This window comes from Arthrobacter cavernae (assembly GCF_017368795.1).
In the GTDB taxonomy this organism is placed as follows: domain Bacteria; phylum Actinomycetota; class Actinomycetes; order Actinomycetales; family Micrococcaceae; genus Arthrobacter; species Arthrobacter cavernae.
Window position 1 is genome coordinate 13293 of record NZ_JAFNLL010000021.1, and the last position, 15820, is coordinate 29112.

Below are 15820 nucleotides of genomic sequence, written 5' to 3' on the forward strand. Positions count from 1 at the left end.
TCAATCCCTATCCAGCGTGACGACGGGCAGGTACGCGGTGCGTGTGCTGCCATCGATTTGTTCGAAGTCGAGGTGTTCCCAGGCGGCCCGGTCAAAGGCGGCGCCGGTGTGCAGGGCCAGGGACAGCAGGGTCCGCACGGAGTTGATGTGGCGCTCTTCGGCGGGCAGGTTCTCCCAGGCCTCGCCCAGGGTGGCGGAACCCGCCATGGCGGCGCGGACGACGTCGGGCCTTGCCTTTGCGGTGCGCTGCGAGCGCACGCGGTCCGAGTCGTTGAAGGCGATGGGGTCGGCGAGCCTAGGCGGGGTGGCGAACTCGTCCGGGTCGAAGAGCTTGACCATGGAGAGCGATTCGAAACCGGCGTTGAACAGGACCGGGCCGGGGACCAGGCCGGGGCGGTCGCGTTCGTAGGGCATGGAGCGGATGGCCTGCTCGGCCTCGCCGAGGACCCTGCGCAGGCTGACGGACTGGCGGACGTCGTCGCTCTGGATGTAGGTGTTCAGGCTCTCGGAGAGCTTGCCGTAGATGCGCTGGATGTGGCCGTGCTGCGTGCGCAGCTCGGCCACGAGGTTTTTGAGGGTTTCGCGGTCCTCGAGGCTGAGGTCGTCGGCGAACTGCCGGCTCAGGACCTCGCCGATGGCCGAGCGGAAGCGCAGTTGCTGCTGCGGATCCTCAAGGAACGCCGTGAACGAGCGGAAGGTGCGGCCTTCCGGGCTCTGGCGCAGCCGCTTGTCGGCCTCCAGGACCTGGGCCATGGTGGCGCCCTTGCTGAGCGATTCCTCGATGATCTGGTTCCGGAGTTCGCCCACCAGTTCCTCGATGCGGTCGCGCATTTTCTTGTAGTCCGCGGGCAGGCTCGCGGCGAGGTCCAGGATGTTCCCGGCGGCCTCCACGGCTTCCTCGTCGTCCAGCAGGCCGTCGAATTCGCCCGAGCTGATGTCCTCGATCAGCTGCTGGCGCTCCCCGATTTCGTCCTCGAGCGCTTCCAGGCGGGCGCTCTGGTCCGGGTTGGTCTCGTTGGCGAGCTTCTCGACGTCGCCCAGCAGCGTGCCCAGGCGGGAACCGTTCAGGGTGGAGCGTTCGCTCGAGAGGCTGTCCAGGAAAGCGAGCACGCGGGCCGCGGCCTCGGTGACTTCGTACACGATCTGGCCCGACTGGTTGCGCCGCGTCAGGAACTGCCGCCGGGTCCACTCATCGGCGTACCGCTTTCCAGATTGCTGTCCGTTCGCCTGCCCGTTCTGTTGCTCTCCCGCGCCGGGTTCCTCGCGGCGGAGCTGCTCAAGGAAGGCGTCGACGTCGGCGTGGAACTCTTCGAGCGGAAGCTGCGGACGGGTGCGGGTGAAGGATGCCTGCAGCACCGCAATGACCCACGGCGCCGAGCGCGTCAGGGCCCAGGCCGGGCCCTTGGTGAGTAGTTCGAGATCGCGGAGCCGGGCGCTGATGGCATCGGCTGACGACAATGCTGAACGGGACACGTACTCTCCTTCAGCTGCCACGGAACCAGCGGACAGCGGAAACTGCCCCGTACAAGGTTAACGCAGACTGCCGTGGCCATTCCGTGACCTACCTCCGCGTAGGGTTTCGATCCCGTGTCAACAAGGTCACGACGCGTTTTCACGCTGGCCGCGCCGCCACCGCGGCCCTAATGTCCTTGTTAACGACGTTGCCCTCTGCCACGTCGGCCTGGGCAATGTTGCGAAAGGGGAGCCATGCAGCTTGACTTTACGGCGCTGGAAACAGCCACGTACGTACTTTTCGGAACGCTGGTATTTGCACTGATTCTGGTCCTGTTCATCACCGCGGCCGCGCTGGCCACGATTGTCCTGATAGGCGCCGGCGGCCTGGTCTGGTACCTCATCAAGGCTGTGCTCGACGCACTGGTCCACGGCATCAATTTCGCGTGGGACCGCATGGTCCACCACGCCGGGCAGGTCGAGCTGACGGGCGAACTCCAGCCGCAGATGTCCCCTGGCACCGGTAGCTACCCGCGGGTGACATTGCGCGACAGCTGAAGGGTTCCCACCCGGCACCACAACACATCGTCCTGCGGGCATGTGCATAGGATGCTGCCCAGAAGCCCCGTGGTTCCTTCCGGGGCATAGTTCGCCGTCCTGCCGTGCCGTTGCCGGTGGACTTCCGCCTTGGCGCGCCACAAACCCTCATTCCCTGCGCCGTTCCGGGGCTTGCCGGCGTCCGGGCATCGGCAACTCCACAGCAAACACCCGTATCCTAGTGCGGACGAAGCAAGCACTAACTACGGAAAGCGAGCACCATCATGGGTTTGAGTCTGCAAAAGGGCCAGTCACTGTCTTTGACCAAGCAGAACGGTGAATCACTGACCAACGTCCGCATGGGCCTCGGCTGGGACTCTGCCGTTCCTGCCAAGAAGGGCTTCTTCGGCGGCACCAAGACCGTGGAGATCGACCTCGACGCTTCCGCCATCCTGTTCGACGGCAACAAGCAGCCGCTTGACGTGGTTTTCTTCAACCAGCTCGCCAGCAAGGACGGATCCGTCCGCCACACCGGTGACAACCTCAGTGGTGCCGGCGACGGCGACGACGAAACCCTCATGGTCAACCTGGCTGGCGTCTCCCCGGCCGTCGAGCACATCGTCTTCGTCATCACCAGCTACACGCAGCAGACCTTCGACATGGTCCAGAACGCTTTCTGCCGCGTCATCGATGACTCCGTGCCCGGCAGCCCCGAAGTGGCCCGGTACAAGCTGGCCGAGTCCGGCCGCACCACGGGCATGATCATGGCCAAGCTGTCCCGCAGCGGCGGGGCATGGACGTTCCAGGCCATCGGAACGCCGGCCAATGGCCGGACCCCCGGAGACGTCGCCGGCGCAGCCGCGGCCACCCTCTAGCCACGACCGAACCACGAACTGAAGGAGCATAACAATGGCTGGACTGACACTTACCAAGGGCAGCAACCTTTCACTGACCAAGACCGATCCCGGGCTGCGGAAAGTCCTCGTCGGACTGGGCTGGGACCCGCGCACCACCAGCGGCGACGCCTTCGACCTCGACGCTTCGGCATTGCTGCTGGGCGCCGACGGCAAGGTCCGGTCATCCGCTGACTTCATCTTCTACAACCAGCCGACGGCGGCCGACGGCTCCGTGGCCCACAAGGGCGACAACCGTTCCGGTGATGGTTCCGGAGACGACGAAGTGGTCGCGGTGGACCTGTCCGGCGTGGCAGCCGACGTCGAGCGCATCGTTTTCGTGGTGTCCATCGACCAGGCCGAGGCCCGCCGCCAGAACTTCGGCCAGGTCCGCGCCGCATACTGCCGGATCATCAACCAGGAGACCGACGCCGAGGTGGTCCGCTACGACCTCAGCGAAGACGCCGCTCCGGAAACCTGCATGATCTTCTCGGAGCTCTACCGCCACAACGGCGAGTGGAAGTTCAAGGCCGTAGGCCAGGGCTACGCCACCGGGCTGGCCGGCGTCGCCGGCGACTTCGGTGTCCAGCTCGGCTAAGACCGCGAACATCGAGAGAAAGACCCATCCATGAGCATGCAACTCACCCCTCCGGAAGCCTCTGAGGCAGCGCCCCTTCTTCTCGAAGCACCCGCCCCCCTGGATATCGTCAAGGAAGATGACGCACCGGGCATGGTTCCGGTACCTGCGGAGCGCCAGCAGGAGATCAATGCCCAGGCCCGGGCCTATGTCAACGAGGTTGCGGGAATGAACCCGCACAGCCCCGAGTACACCAGCAAGATCGACGGGATCAACCAGCTTGCAGGCCAGCAGCTGGTGGCGTCATCAAACACCTCCAGCCGCCTGCTGGAACGGTCCTCGACCTCCCTGGCGGGAGCAAAGAAGTCCGGCAGCAGCGCGCAGGTGCAGGTCGCCGGGACCCTGGGCGAGCTGCGCTCCACCGTGGAGGACCTGACGCCCAACGAGGCTGACCTGAGCGTCGGACGGAAGATCCTGGGCATCATTCCGGGCGGGAACAAGCTGGCCAAGTACTTCCAGAAGTACGAGTCCGCGCAGACCCAGCTCGACAAGATCATCAAGTCCCTGATGTCCGGCCAGGACGAACTCCTCAAGGACAACGCCTCCTTGGCGCAGGAGAAGACCCAGCTGTGGGAAACCATGCAGGGGCTAAGCGAGTACGCCGTCTTTGCAAAGGCCTTGGACGCCGCCACCGTGGACAAGATCAGCGACATGAAGCTGGCGGGGCAAATCGAGGAAGCCAACAAGCTGGACTCGGACGTGCTCTTCCCCATACGCCAGCGTCATCAGGACATCCTGACCCAGCTGGCAGTGTCAGTTCAGGGCTACCTGGCGATCGACCTGATCCGGAAGAACAACACGGAACTGATCAAGGGTGTCGAGCGCGCCCGGACCACCACGATCTCGGCCCTGCGCACGGCAGTGATCGTGGCCCAGGCCCTGGCCAACCAGAAAATGGTGCTGGACCAGATCGATGCCATCAACACCACAACCAACAACATGATCCTCAAGACCAGCGAGATGCTGAAGGACCAGACCGGCCGCATCCACCAGCAGGCTGCCTCGTCCGGAGTCAGTGTGGAAACCCTGCAAAAGGCCTTCGACAACGTCTTCCAGACCATGGACGCGATCGATACGTTCCGTTCGCAGGCCAACAGGAACATGGAAGGCACCGTCCACGCCCTCGAGGCCGGGCTGGAGCGTGCCAGGCCATATCTGGACCGTGTGCGCCAGCAGGAGGGCAATTAGCACCGGCTAGCCTTGGGCAATAGGCTTAAGCGCTATGGTCGCTAAATTCCTCGGTTCACTGTTCGGCAACAGTACTGGTCAACAGTCCGTTGCCGAACAGTTGCCTTCCGGATCCCCCGCAGAGGACGAGCTGAAGGCCACCGCCGCCGCCCTCGAGGAACTGCGCAGAAATGTCCGCAGCAGCGGCGCCCAACTGCCCACCGTGGTCTACTCCCGGTTCCGGCAACTCGACGACATCCTCGGCGCCCTGATCGGCTACATCGAGGAATCCACGGCCTCCACCGAGCAGCGGGTCCTCCTGGACGCGATCATTACCGACTACCTGCCGTCTCCCCTGCGCACGTACCTGATGCTCCCGGCCGCCTCCCGCCTGGATGATTCCCGGGACACCGCGGTGCTGCTGGAACAGCTGGGCATGCTTGAATCAACCGCCAGGAACCTGGACAACCAGGTCCGCACCGGCGCCATCACCGAACTCGCAGTCCACGGCAGGTTCCTCCGGGACAAATTCGACCTTGGCAGTCTTCATCTGGAAGGAAGCTAAATGGCTTCAATGGTTGCCGGCAGCAATGCGGCCCTTACGGCAGAGAACCCCGGGCTGAGCAAGGTCCTGCTCGGGCTGGGCTGGGATGTTGTTCCGAGCCACGGCCCGCAGTCCGAGCTGGTCCCCATGGCCATCATGTGCGGACAGGACGGCCGGGCCCTGTCCGAGGAGCACCTGGTGTTCTTCAACCAGATTTCCAGTCCGGAAGGCAGCCTGGAGTTCGCCGGGACCGAAGACCAGGAACAGATCGACGTCGATCTGCCCCGGGTCCCCGAAGCGGTGCACAAGATCTCCATCCTCGTCTACGTCGACCCCGAGGTCCGCGGACCGGGCACGTTCGGTGCCGTGAAGAACGCCTACATCCGTGTGGCCAACGAGCAAAACCTTGAACTGCTGCGCTTTGACATCCCCAAAGGCGACGGAGACTCGATCAGCGCCATGCTGTTCGGCGAGCTCTACCGCCACGGCGACGGCTGGAAATTCCGTGCCCTCGGCCAGGGCTACGGGAACGGCCTGGCCGGCGTGGCCGCAGATTTCAGGCTGAAGCTCTGAGATGGTGCTGAACCGGAACACCCCGCGCACGGACATCACCTACCTCACGCGGCGCCGGAAACCCGCCCAGGCGGGGCCACCGGCGCAGTCCGCGCCCACCCAAGCCGCGCCTTCCCCGGCCAGCCCTGCAGCTGCAGGCACCGGTCTGGACCTACGCGGCGGCCTGGACCTGGGCCGGAGCCCCGCCCACAGCCCGGACGCCCACAGCCCGGCCGGCACCGCCCCTGCTCCGCCGCCGGCCCGCACTGACATTTCGGCGCAGGCGTTCCCCGCACCGGCCTTCGGCAGCGTCCGGCAGCTGTCCGAAACCGACCCCGTCGTCCGGCTCAATGCCCGCCAATCCGGCATCGGAACCCTCCTCGTGGGCGCGGCGCGGTCCGTCACCTGGGAAGACAACAACCTCATCACCGGCGCCTGCACGGCCCGCGGGGACACGGCAGGAACCGCCGTCCGCACGTCCGGAAACCGGCCCCTTGCAGGATTCAGCGAGCAGTCCGCCGCCGTCAGCCTGCGCCATGTGCGCCAGCTCCGGCGCGCCCTGTTCATCGCCGGGGAATCCCCGCTGACCATCGGAATCTTCGACGGAACCGCGGCGGCCGCCTCACCCCGGAACCAAATCGGCGAAAGAACCGTGTTGTATGTGTCCCGGATCGGCTCCGTGCTGGAAATGCGGGTCGAGTTCGTTCCGGCACACAGCACCGATGAAGACATCTGGGCTGCGTTCGGCTTCACCATGACCATTCCGTTGGACCAGCGGGCCATCCTGCACTGATCCGGAGCCGGCCGCACATCATTTAGGGGAAAATGCAGCACTTCAGCGCTCTTGACGATGCCACGCGGGAAAAACTGTTCCACCTGCAGCCCGAGCAACTCCACCGTTCCTCGGACCCGGGGCTGCTCGCGGTGGCGTTGGGGGCCACCCTCTATTCCCCTGCCACCCGGGCCGGCCTCGCCAAAGGTGTCCTGAAGCAGGCCGGGTCCGGTTGCGTCAGCACCGTGATCTGCCTCGAAGACGCCATCCCGGACGAGGACGTGCCGGCTGCGGAACAAAACCTCCTGGACGCCCTGGCGGAGCTGAACGCCCTGGGCGATGCCGGCGAACTTCCCTTGATTTTCATCCGCTGCCGTACCGCCGAACAGCTCCTCGACGTCGGACGCCGGGCCGGCGCGGATCTCGCCGTCGTCTCCGGATTCGTCCTGCCGAAATTTGAGAACGAAACCGGCCGCGGACGCGCCTTCTTGGAGGCCCTCCAACTGCTCAACCAGGAGACCGGACGCACCGGCGGCCCGGATGCGGTGGCCTTGCGGGCCATGCCCATCATCGAGGACCCGGCAACCACGCACCTGGAATCCAGGATCCGGGTCCTGGGCGACAACCTGGCCCTGATCAACCAGTTCCGCGAGCTGGTGCTGTGCGTCCGGATCGGCACCACGGACATGTCCAGCGCCTTCGGCCTGCGTCGGTCACGGGACCTGACCATCTACCACGTCAAGGTGGTGGCCAACATCATCGGCGACGTGGTGAACATCTTCGGCCGCCCGGAGGACGGCTGGGTGATTTCCGGTCCGGTGTGGGAGCACTTCACCAACACCGAGCGGGTGCTCCGGCCTCAGCTGCGGGCCACGCCCTTTGAAGCGGCCAATGAGACCGAACTCCGCCAGCGCCTCCTGACGGACAACCTGGACGGCCTGATCCGCGAGATCGAGCTGGACCTGGCCAACGGCCTGCTCGGCAAGACGGTGATCCACCCGAGCCACGTGCCGGTGGTGCATTCCATGTGCGTCGTGAGCCATGAGGAATACCTCGATGCGCTGGACATCGTCGGCGGCCGCGGCGGCGTCATGGCCTCCTCCCACGGGAACAAGATGAACGAACTCAAGCCGCACCGGGCCTGGGCCGAACGCACCCTGTTGCGCGCCCGCGCCTTCGGCGTGGCGAATCCCGGCGTCAGCTTTGTGGATCTGCTGGAAGCGAGCATGAAATGACCACGTCCGGAATTGTCCTGCCCTGGAGCGGCGCCTATGTGGGCGGCACCCTGGGCGTTCGATTGTCCACCAGCACGGAGGACAGCCTGCTGCCGGTGGAAGCCCTGGTGGGGCTGGCCCTGCGGCGGAACCCCAAGCGCGCGCACCTGCTGGTGTCGCGGGTGCTGGCCAAGCACGTGCCGACGGAACCGGGGATCGCGACGGCGGCAGGCTGGCTTCTGGCGCTGCTGGTCCGTGCCGAGCTGCAAGACGGCGGCCCTGGAACGGTGCCGCTGCGCCCGGTCATCGAGGACGCAGCGGCCAGGCTCGGCGCCCTCCTGGCCGACGGGCACGCCGCGGACTCCCCCGCGGGTTCCGGGGACACCGCCGACGCCGGCCGGCCGCGCCCGGCCAGGCTGGCCGCCGTCGCCGACCTCTGTGACCTGCTGGCAGGGCACCGCACGGAACTTCCCGACGTCGCGACCATCGGCTATGCCGAAACAGCCACCGGCCTGGGGCATCTCGTGGCCGGGATGCTGGGCAGCTACTACATCCACTCCACGCGGCATGCCGCCACCGGGGCGGACGCGGTGCGGGCCTACGGAGCCTTCGAGGAAGCCCACTCGCACGCGAGCTCGCATCTGCTCCTCCCCACCAGCCATGCCAGCCTGAACCAGGCCGGCACCGTGGTCTTGGTGGACGACGAACTGAGCACGGGCGCCACCATCATCAGCACCATCAGGGAACTGCACCGCAGCGCACCCCACGGCCGGTACATCGTGGCTTCCCTCGTGGATCTGCGCTCAGCGGAGGACCGGAAGAAATTCGATGCCCTGGCCGCCGGGCTCGGCTGCCAGATCAGTGTTGTCGCCCTCGCGCACGGAAGCGTGGAGCTCCCCGAAGGACTGCCCGCCGCAGCCGCGGAACTGATCGGCGGACTGCCGGTTCCTCACAACCCGGGCCAGGCCCCGGGCCGGATCCGGGTCACCGATCTGGCCGGGGCGGTGCCTCCCCTGCGGAGCGCACGCTTCGGCGTTGCCGGGCACGCCGACCCGGACCTGGCTGCCGGCGTGGCCGCGGCCCTGGCCGCGGGCATTGCCCCGCACGAACGGGTCCTGGTGCTGGCCACCGAAGAGTTCATGGCCGTGCCGCTGGCCGCTGCCGTCAGGCTGCAGGAACTCCGGCCGGACGCCGAGGTGCTGTATTCCACCAGCACGCGCTCGCCGATCGCCGCACTGGACGAGCCCGGCTACGCCATCCGGTCCATGGTGGCTTTCACCAGCCACGACGCCACGGTGGACGGGCCGGGGCCACGCTTCGCGTACAACATTGCGCACCCCGGAGGCCGCTTCGGCACCGTGCTGCTCATGGCCGAACCGGGCACTCGCGAGGCCGCACTCACCGGGCCCGGCAGCATCGCCGACGCCGTGGCCGGGACAGGCGCGGACGTGCACCTGGTGCTGCTTCCCCGAGAGGCCCCCTTCCCTGTTCCGCTGGCGGGCCCAGGGTTCAGCTCCTACGCGCCGCAGGATGTCAGCTGGCTGCTCAAGGACCTGAGCTTCGCCAGCCTGGAAGCGCCGGACACCGAACGCGAGGCCAGCATCCAGTCCGGCAGGGCCAGCTATGCCGAGTCCCTGCCGGTGGAGTACGAGCCCACCCCCGAGTACCAGGCGCTGTTCCGGGCGGCCCTGGACCGTTCCGCCACGCGTCTGGCGCGCGACATTGGCGTGGTCACGGAGCAGGTGTTGAAGCTGCGCGGCGGCGCCCCGGTGCTGGTTTCCCTGGCCCGCGCCGGGACCCCGGTGGGCATCCTGATGAAACGCTGGGCCCGGGCAATGCACGGCCTGGAACTGCCGCACTACACCATGAGCATCGTGCGCGGGCTCGGCATGGACCGGACCGCGCTGAGGTACCTCGCCGCGCACCACCGGCCCGAACAGATCATGTTCGTGGACGGCTGGACGGGCAAGGGCGCGATCGCCCGCGAACTCGCTGCCGCCGTCGGACGTTTCGAACAAAGCGCCGGCGCGGCGTTCTCTCCGGAACTCGCCGTACTCGCGGATCCGGGACACTGCGTGCGGATTTTCGGCACCAGGGAGGACTACCTGATCCCGTCGGCCTGCCTGAATTCGACGGTGTCCGGGCTGGTTTCACGGACGGTTTTCAACACCGAGCTGATCCGGCCCGGCGATTTCCACGGCGCCAAGTTCTATTCCGGGCTGAGCGGAAACGATGTCTCCCGGGCCTTCCTGGCGGCTGTCGAGGAACAGTTTGCTGCCGTCCGGGACGAGGTTCTCGCTGCCGGGGCGAGCTTCCCGGCGGACGGCCGGGCCCTGCCCGACGCCGACTGGTCCGGCTGGGCAGCGGTGGAGGACATCAGCCGCCGCTTCGGCATCAACAACATGAACCTCGTGAAGCCAGGCGTCGGCGAGACCACCCGGGTGCTGCTGCGCCGGATCCCCTGGAAGGTTTTGGTGCGCCCGGATGCTGCGGAGGACGTGGCCCACATCCTGCTCCTGGCCGCCCAGCGCGGCGTGGAGGTCCTGGAGGTTCCGGAGCTGCCGTACAGCTGCGTCGGGCTGATCCATCCCCTTGACATCCCCGGAGCGGCCGGGGCAGACGGAAAGACTGTGACAGACGTATGAGCACTCCGAACGACGCCGCACCCGTGATGGTGGCCTGCGATCTTGACCGCACGCTGATCTACTCGGCCAAGTCCGTGCTGCTCAGGGGCGAGGACCACGCAGCGCCCCGGATGGTGGTTTCCGAGGTTTACGACGCCGCCCCGCTGTCCTACATGACGCGGGCGGCCGAGGACCTGCTGGTGGAGCTCGTGGACCGGGCAGTCTTTGTGCCGGTGACCACCCGCACTCACGCCCAGTTCTCCCGGGTCCAGCTTCCCGGCTCCGGCACAGGCTACGCCGTGAGCACCAACGGGGCAGTGCTGATGCAGGACGGCGAACCCGACCAGGACTGGTCCGATCACATCCGCCGCTCGGTGCAGAGCGATTCCGCACCGCTGGGTGAGGTCCTGGACCGCCTGACGGGCCCGCGCGCCGTGCCGGAGGTGCTGCGCGTGCGCACCGCCGAGGACCTGTTTGTGTACTCCATGGTGAATCGGCAGGAGCTCTCGGCCGCCTACGTCGCGGACCTCACGGGCTGGTGCCGCGAGCGCGGCTGGACCACGTCCCTGCAGGGCCGGAAACTCTACTGCGTGCCCGCCCCGGTGACCAAGGAGGCCGCTGTTGCCGAAGTCCGGCGGCGGAGCGGCGCCGGACTTCTGGTCGCGGCAGGCGACTCCCTGCTGGACGCAGGCCTTCTCGATTTGGCGGATCTCGCCATCCGGCCTGCCCATGGGGAGCTGGAGAGCATTGGCTTCCTGCGGGACAATCTGACAGTGACGTCTGCCGCAGGGGTGATGGCAGGCGAGGAGATCCTGCGCTTCGCCATGGATGCGGTTGACGGCGTCCGTCCTCTGGCACCGCTAGCTACCCGCGGGTAGCATTGAGGGATGGCTGAAGGGTTCCCACCCGAGGCGGACCCTGGGCCCGAACCGGCACGTCCGGTTAGAGGAGTTCACCCATGACTTCCGCCCCTGAACGACAAGCCACCGACCACACGGCCACCGGCGTCGATGCCACCGCTGCGGAGGCCCGCGCCCTTGCCGAGGCCGCCCGCGAAACCGAGTGGAACCGTCCCAGCTTCGCCAAGGGCCTGTACCTGGGCGACTTCGATCTGGGGCTGATCCACCCGTGGCCGCAGGCCAGGGCGGACGACGTCGAGCGGGGCGAGGCGTTCATGGCCCGGCTCACGGAGTACTGCAGGACCATGTCAGGCCGGGTGATCGAACGCGATGCGCTGATCCCGGATGAATACCTCAAGGGGCTGGCCGAGCTGGGCACCTTCGGCATGAAGATCCCCCGTGAGTACGGCGGCCTGGGCCTGTCGTTTGTCTACTACGGCCGGGCGCTGGCGCTGCTCGCTTCCGTGCACCCGAGCCTGGGGGCGCTGTTGTCAGCGCACCTGTCCATCGGCGTCCCGGAGCCCGTCAAGATTTTCGGCACCCCCGAACAGAAGCAGGAGTACCTGCCGCGCTGCGCCGCCGGCGCCATCACGGCGTTCCTGCTCACGGAGCCAGACGCCGGCAGTGACCCCGCCCGGATGGGCAGCACCGCGGTTCCCACGGACGACGGCGAGTCCTACGTTTTGGACGGCGTGAAACTTTGGACCACTAACGGGGTGATCGCCGAGCTGGTGGTGGTGATGGCCGTGGTTCCCGCCCGCACCGGCCCGGACGGCACCGTTCACAAGGGCGGGATCAGCACCTTTGTGGTGGAGATGGATTCCCCCGGCATCACCGTGGAGAACCGCAATGCCTTCATGGGCCTGCGCGGCATCGAGAACGGGGTCACCCGCTTCCACCAAGTCAAAGTGCCAGCGGCGAACCGGCTGGGCCGGGAGGGCCAGGGCCTCAAGATCGCCCTCACCACGGTCAACACCGGGCGGCTCTCCCTCCCGGGACTGTGCGTGGCAACCGGGCGCTGGAGCCTGAAGATCGCCCGCGAATGGTCCAACGCCCGCACCCAGTGGGGCCGGCCGGTGGGCAAGCATGAGGCCGTGGGCAAGAAGATCGCCTTCATCGCCGCCAGTGCCTTCGCCCTGGATGCCGTGTTCGAACTCTCCGCCGAGCTGGCCGACGCCGGGCAGAAGGACGTCCGGATCGAGGCGGCCCTGGCCAAGCTGTGGTCCACTGAGATCAGCTGCCGGATTGCGGACGAGCTGGTGCAGATCCGCGGCGGACGCGGCTTCGAAACCGCGGATTCCCTGGAGGCCCGTGGCGAGCGCGCCGTCCCTGCAGAGCAGCAGCTGCGGGATCTCCGGATCAACCGGATCTTCGAGGGCTCGAGCGAAATCATGAAGCTCCTGATCGCCCGCGAGGCCGTGGACGCACACCTCGCGGCAGCGGGCGACCTCGCATCAGTGGACGCGAGCCTGCAGGACAAGGCGCGGGCCGCCGTCGGGGCCTCCGGCTTCTACGCGAAATGGCTGCCGAAACTCGTTGCCGGGGCGGGCATGGACCCGCGCTCATACGGCGAGTTCGGGCGGCTGGGCAAGCATCTGCGGTTCGTGGAGCGCGCCTCTCGCCGGCTGGCCCGGCAGACGTTCTACGGCATGGGACGCTGGCAGGGGAAGCTCGAGTACAAGCAGGCATTCCTGGGCAGGATCGTGGACATCGGCGCGGAGCTGTTCGCCATGGCGGCATGCTGCTCGCGGGCCGAGATGCTGCTGCGGACCCAGCCGGAACACGGCGCGTCGGCGTATGAACTCGCGGAGGCGTTCTGTGAGCAGGCCCGCGTGCGGGTGGACGAATACTTCGATCAGCTGTGGAGGAACACCGACGACGGCGACCACGACTTGTCGTCCAAGGTCCTCGCCGGCGACTACGCCTGGCTCGAGGCCGGCGTCCTTGACCAGTCCGAAGGCACCGGACCGTGGATCGCGGATGCGTCCCCGGGTGCTTCGGCGAGGGAGAACCTGCACCGCAAGTACCGCTGACGGAAGGTCTTCCCGGCCCATTGCCACTCCCGTACCGCGGTCCTAAACTCGACGAAGAGCTCCGGCTCTCCGGTCCGGGGCCATCCCTGAGGAGGATCCGATGTCCAGTGAAGAACTTCAGCGGCTCGATGAGCAAGGCATGGCGGCCTGGGACCAACACAACCCCGATGACTTCGTTGATTTGTTCGCGGAGGACTTCACGTTCTCAGATGTAACCCGGCCCGAGGCACTGCGTTCGAAGGACGAAGTCCGGCAGTACATGGAGTCATGGTTCACCGCGTTTCCCGACATGCGGATCCTGAGCATCAACCGGGTAGTCGGCGACGATGCCGTGGCCGGGGAAGTCGAATTCACCGGCACGAACACCGGCCCACTCGTCGTGGGGGGCATGGAAATGCCGGCCACGGGCAAGAGCGTCACAAGCACCGGCGCGTACTTCTTCTCGGTCCGGGACGGCAAGATCGCCTCGTTCAGCGCACGCCCCGATGGCGCCGGGTTGATGGAGCAGCTGGGCCTGCTTCCCGGGGCATAGGGCGCAGGCAGTCCGCCATCAGGCAGTCCGCGATCCGGCCGGCTCAGGCGAGCTACTGGACCTCGCCGTCCAGGTAGTACCAGCGCTTGGCTTCCCGCACGAAGCGGCTGATTTCGCGTTGGATGCCGCGCTGGCCGTCCGCCCTGAAATGCGCGGCGAACTCAACGGTCCCCTTGTCATCGAGCGGCCCGCCGGACGATGTTGCGAGGATGTCCAGGCGGCGCCATTCCGTGTCCGGATCCAAGTCGAGCGAGGCCGGGCGGGTGCTGGCGTGCCAGGTGCGCAGGAGGTAGCCGGCGTCGAGCACCACAAACGCGGCGTACCGCGAACGCATGAGCTGCCCGGCCGTCGGCGCCTCGGCGTCGCCGCGGTGGAAGCGGCCGCAACATTCCTCGTAATGCTCGCCGGAGAGGCACGGGCACATGCCGTTGCGGAGTCTGGAGAGGTCAGGCGTCATGGGGATCCCCATCTGTGGGCTGCGGGTGAGAGCTGGTTGCTGGTGAGAGCCAGGCAACAAATTTTGTCATATGAGATAACAGCTTCGAAACAACCTCGGCGGATCGCGAATTGGCACGTGATTCTATCAGCCTTCGATCGTAGGCTGGGTAAAACGAGCATCAGGGGGGCTACGTGGAGGATCCGGCAACGCTCATCCTCAATCTGACTTTTCTTGGCACCGTGGGCCTGGCGGGCCTCATGTTCCTGCTCTTGGGGTTCCTGGCGGTGATCACCCTGGTGATCGCCGGGATTGCCCGGCTGGTATCGATCGTCCTGCTGGCGATGGTCGGGGTCTTCCCCAAGCGCGACACAGTGCCGATCATGCACCTGCCGCCTGAACGCCCCACGCAGGTCCCGGAACCGCACGCTGTTCCCGTCGCGGAGTCCCCGACGGCGGACGAGCCGCTTCCCGCCGCTCACGCGGCCACCGTCGTATCCGTGCCGCAGCGCCAGCACTTCTTCACCTCACAAGGCAAACACCACCCGTTTGTCGCTGCCCTGACGCACGAGCCGCCGGTCCTGAACGAAAAGTGGGCAGCCGCCGTCGCGCAGGCTGATGAACGTGCCGCCGCCCGCGCGAAAGCAGCCGAACTCCCCAAGATCGTGGTTTCTGTCCGCGAGGTGCCGGCGGGCATCGACGGCGATGCGGAGACCGCGCCCCGGGAGAAGGCATCCCAAAGCATCTCCCCCAACGGCAAGACCCCCCAAAGCGGGGCCACCAAGGCCTCCCCGCCGGAGCCCGTTCACGGCGGGTCGCTCACGCCCGCCTCCGGAGCCCGGCCGCGCGCCTAGAATCCAGGGCGTCGCGAGCCCGGGACGAACGGTTCACGCCGCCAGTTGCCGGAACGCCGCCCCGTGGTAGACCAGCGGCTTGGAGCCGTGGTTGATGGCCGTGGACTTCACTTCGAGCACCACGATTGCGTGGTCACCCGCCGGGGTCTCGGAGACGATCTCGCATTCGAACCCCAGCACCGCGCCGTCGATCAGCACCGCGCCTGTATCGCTCACGGAGGTGTCCAGACCGGCAAAGCGGTCGCCCCGCTTGGAGGACAGTTGCAGGCAGGCGGCCTCCTGCCCCTCGGCCAGCACCGAGATGCCCAGGCGCGGGGCCTGGCGCAGCTTCGGCCAGGTTGTGGAGGAGTTCTGCACGGCGAACATGACCAGCGGCGGGTCGAGCGAGACGCCCACGGTGAAGGAGGAGGCCACCAGGGCTTCCGGGACGAAGTCCACCATGGCGCTGAAGGCCGCAACACCTGAGGGGAATTGCGAGAACGCGGCCTTGATCGATGCGGATCCGTCCACTATTGCCTGTGTCATGTCAGCTTCCTTTCCTGGGTTTGGTGCGCGGGTCCTTTCCACTAATTCACCTGCCGGCCGGAAGGACAATGTTTGTTGATCCGGAAGACGTTTGTGTACCCCCGTGTCAAGATCCGGGCCTCCGCTGCGCCGGAAATCCGCCCCAGCGT

16 protein-coding genes are annotated in these 15820 nt (G+C 66.9%); 13 read left to right on the forward strand and 3 right to left on the reverse strand.

Annotation, left to right across the window (positions count from 1 at the left end; genetic code table 11):
- The gene (locus J1902_RS09890) at window positions 1-1473 is read right to left on the reverse strand and encodes a DUF3375 family protein (protein WP_207616086.1); all 1473 of its coding nucleotides are present in this window, start codon (window positions 1471-1473) and stop codon (window positions 1-3) included.
- A gap of 234 nt (window positions 1474-1707) precedes the next feature.
- On the opposite strand from J1902_RS09890, the gene J1902_RS09895 reads away from it, so the two are divergent.
- The 12 genes from J1902_RS09895 (at window position 1708) to J1902_RS09950 (ending at window position 13856) form a co-directional block, all read left to right on the forward strand.
- Window positions 1708-2010: a hypothetical protein gene (locus J1902_RS09895; protein WP_207616087.1), complete on the forward strand. Its 303-nt coding sequence runs from the start codon at window positions 1708-1710 to the stop codon at window positions 2008-2010.
- 263 nt (window positions 2011-2273) lie between these two features.
- A complete protein-coding gene (locus J1902_RS09900; protein ID WP_207616088.1) occupies window positions 2274-2864 on the forward strand; it encodes a TerD family protein in 591 nt (196 codons plus the stop codon).
- Between the two features lie 34 nt (window positions 2865-2898).
- Window positions 2899-3480 carry a TerD family protein gene (locus tag J1902_RS09905; RefSeq protein WP_207616089.1) on the forward strand — a complete coding sequence of 194 codons (582 nt, stop codon included), beginning with the start codon at window positions 2899-2901 and terminating at the stop codon, window positions 3478-3480.
- 30 nt (window positions 3481-3510) lie between these two features.
- A complete protein-coding gene (locus tag J1902_RS09910) occupies window positions 3511-4707 on the forward strand; it encodes a toxic anion resistance protein (protein ID WP_207616090.1) in 1197 nt (398 codons plus the stop codon).
- 34 nt (window positions 4708-4741) lie between these two features.
- Window positions 4742-5251 (forward strand): hypothetical protein, encoded by a 510-nt coding sequence (locus J1902_RS09915; RefSeq protein ID WP_207616091.1) that lies wholly within the window; start codon window positions 4742-4744, stop codon window positions 5249-5251.
- Window positions 5252-5803 carry a TerD family protein gene (locus J1902_RS09920; protein ID WP_207616092.1) on the forward strand — a complete coding sequence of 184 codons (552 nt, stop codon included), beginning with the start codon at window positions 5252-5254 and terminating at the stop codon, window positions 5801-5803.
- A 1-nt stretch (window position 5804) separates the two neighbouring features.
- On the forward strand, window positions 5805-6575 hold the full coding sequence (locus J1902_RS09925) for a hypothetical protein (protein ID WP_207616093.1): 771 nt from the start codon (window positions 5805-5807) through the stop codon (window positions 6573-6575).
- 32 nt (window positions 6576-6607) lie between these two features.
- Entirely contained in the window at window positions 6608-7789 is a 1182-nt protein-coding gene (locus tag J1902_RS09930; protein WP_207616094.1) for an HpcH/HpaI aldolase/citrate lyase family protein, read from the forward strand.
- Window positions 7786-10413 carry a phosphoribosyltransferase domain-containing protein gene (locus J1902_RS09935; RefSeq protein WP_207616095.1) on the forward strand — a complete coding sequence of 876 codons (2628 nt, stop codon included), beginning with the start codon at window positions 7786-7788 and terminating at the stop codon, window positions 10411-10413. Before J1902_RS09930 ends, J1902_RS09935 begins: the two co-directional genes overlap by 4 nt.
- Window positions 10410-11270: an HAD family hydrolase gene (locus J1902_RS09940; protein WP_207616096.1), complete on the forward strand. Its 861-nt coding sequence runs from the start codon at window positions 10410-10412 to the stop codon at window positions 11268-11270. Before J1902_RS09935 ends, J1902_RS09940 begins: the two co-directional genes overlap by 4 nt.
- Window positions 11271-11350: 80 nt before the next feature.
- Window positions 11351-13324, forward strand: coding sequence for an acyl-CoA dehydrogenase family protein (locus tag J1902_RS09945; RefSeq protein WP_207616097.1), 1974 nt, complete (start codon window positions 11351-11353; stop codon window positions 13322-13324).
- A 100-nt stretch (window positions 13325-13424) separates the two neighbouring features.
- Window positions 13425-13856, forward strand: a complete 432-nt coding sequence (locus tag J1902_RS09950; RefSeq protein WP_207616098.1) for an ester cyclase — start codon at window positions 13425-13427, stop codon at window positions 13854-13856.
- Between the two features lie 52 nt (window positions 13857-13908).
- Here the strand turns inward: J1902_RS09950 and J1902_RS09955 are convergent, their stop codons facing one another.
- Window positions 13909-14313, reverse strand: coding sequence for a YchJ family protein (locus J1902_RS09955; protein ID WP_207616099.1), 405 nt, complete (start codon window positions 14311-14313; stop codon window positions 13909-13911).
- Between the two features lie 173 nt (window positions 14314-14486).
- On the opposite strand from J1902_RS09955, the gene J1902_RS09960 reads away from it, so the two are divergent.
- A complete protein-coding gene (locus J1902_RS09960; RefSeq protein ID WP_207616100.1) occupies window positions 14487-15146 on the forward strand; it encodes a hypothetical protein in 660 nt (219 codons plus the stop codon).
- Between the two features lie 33 nt (window positions 15147-15179).
- Here the strand turns inward: J1902_RS09960 and J1902_RS09965 are convergent, their stop codons facing one another.
- Window positions 15180-15671: a flavin reductase family protein gene (locus J1902_RS09965; protein ID WP_207616101.1), complete on the reverse strand. Its 492-nt coding sequence runs from the start codon at window positions 15669-15671 to the stop codon at window positions 15180-15182.
- Window positions 15672-15820 lie beyond the last annotated feature (149 nt).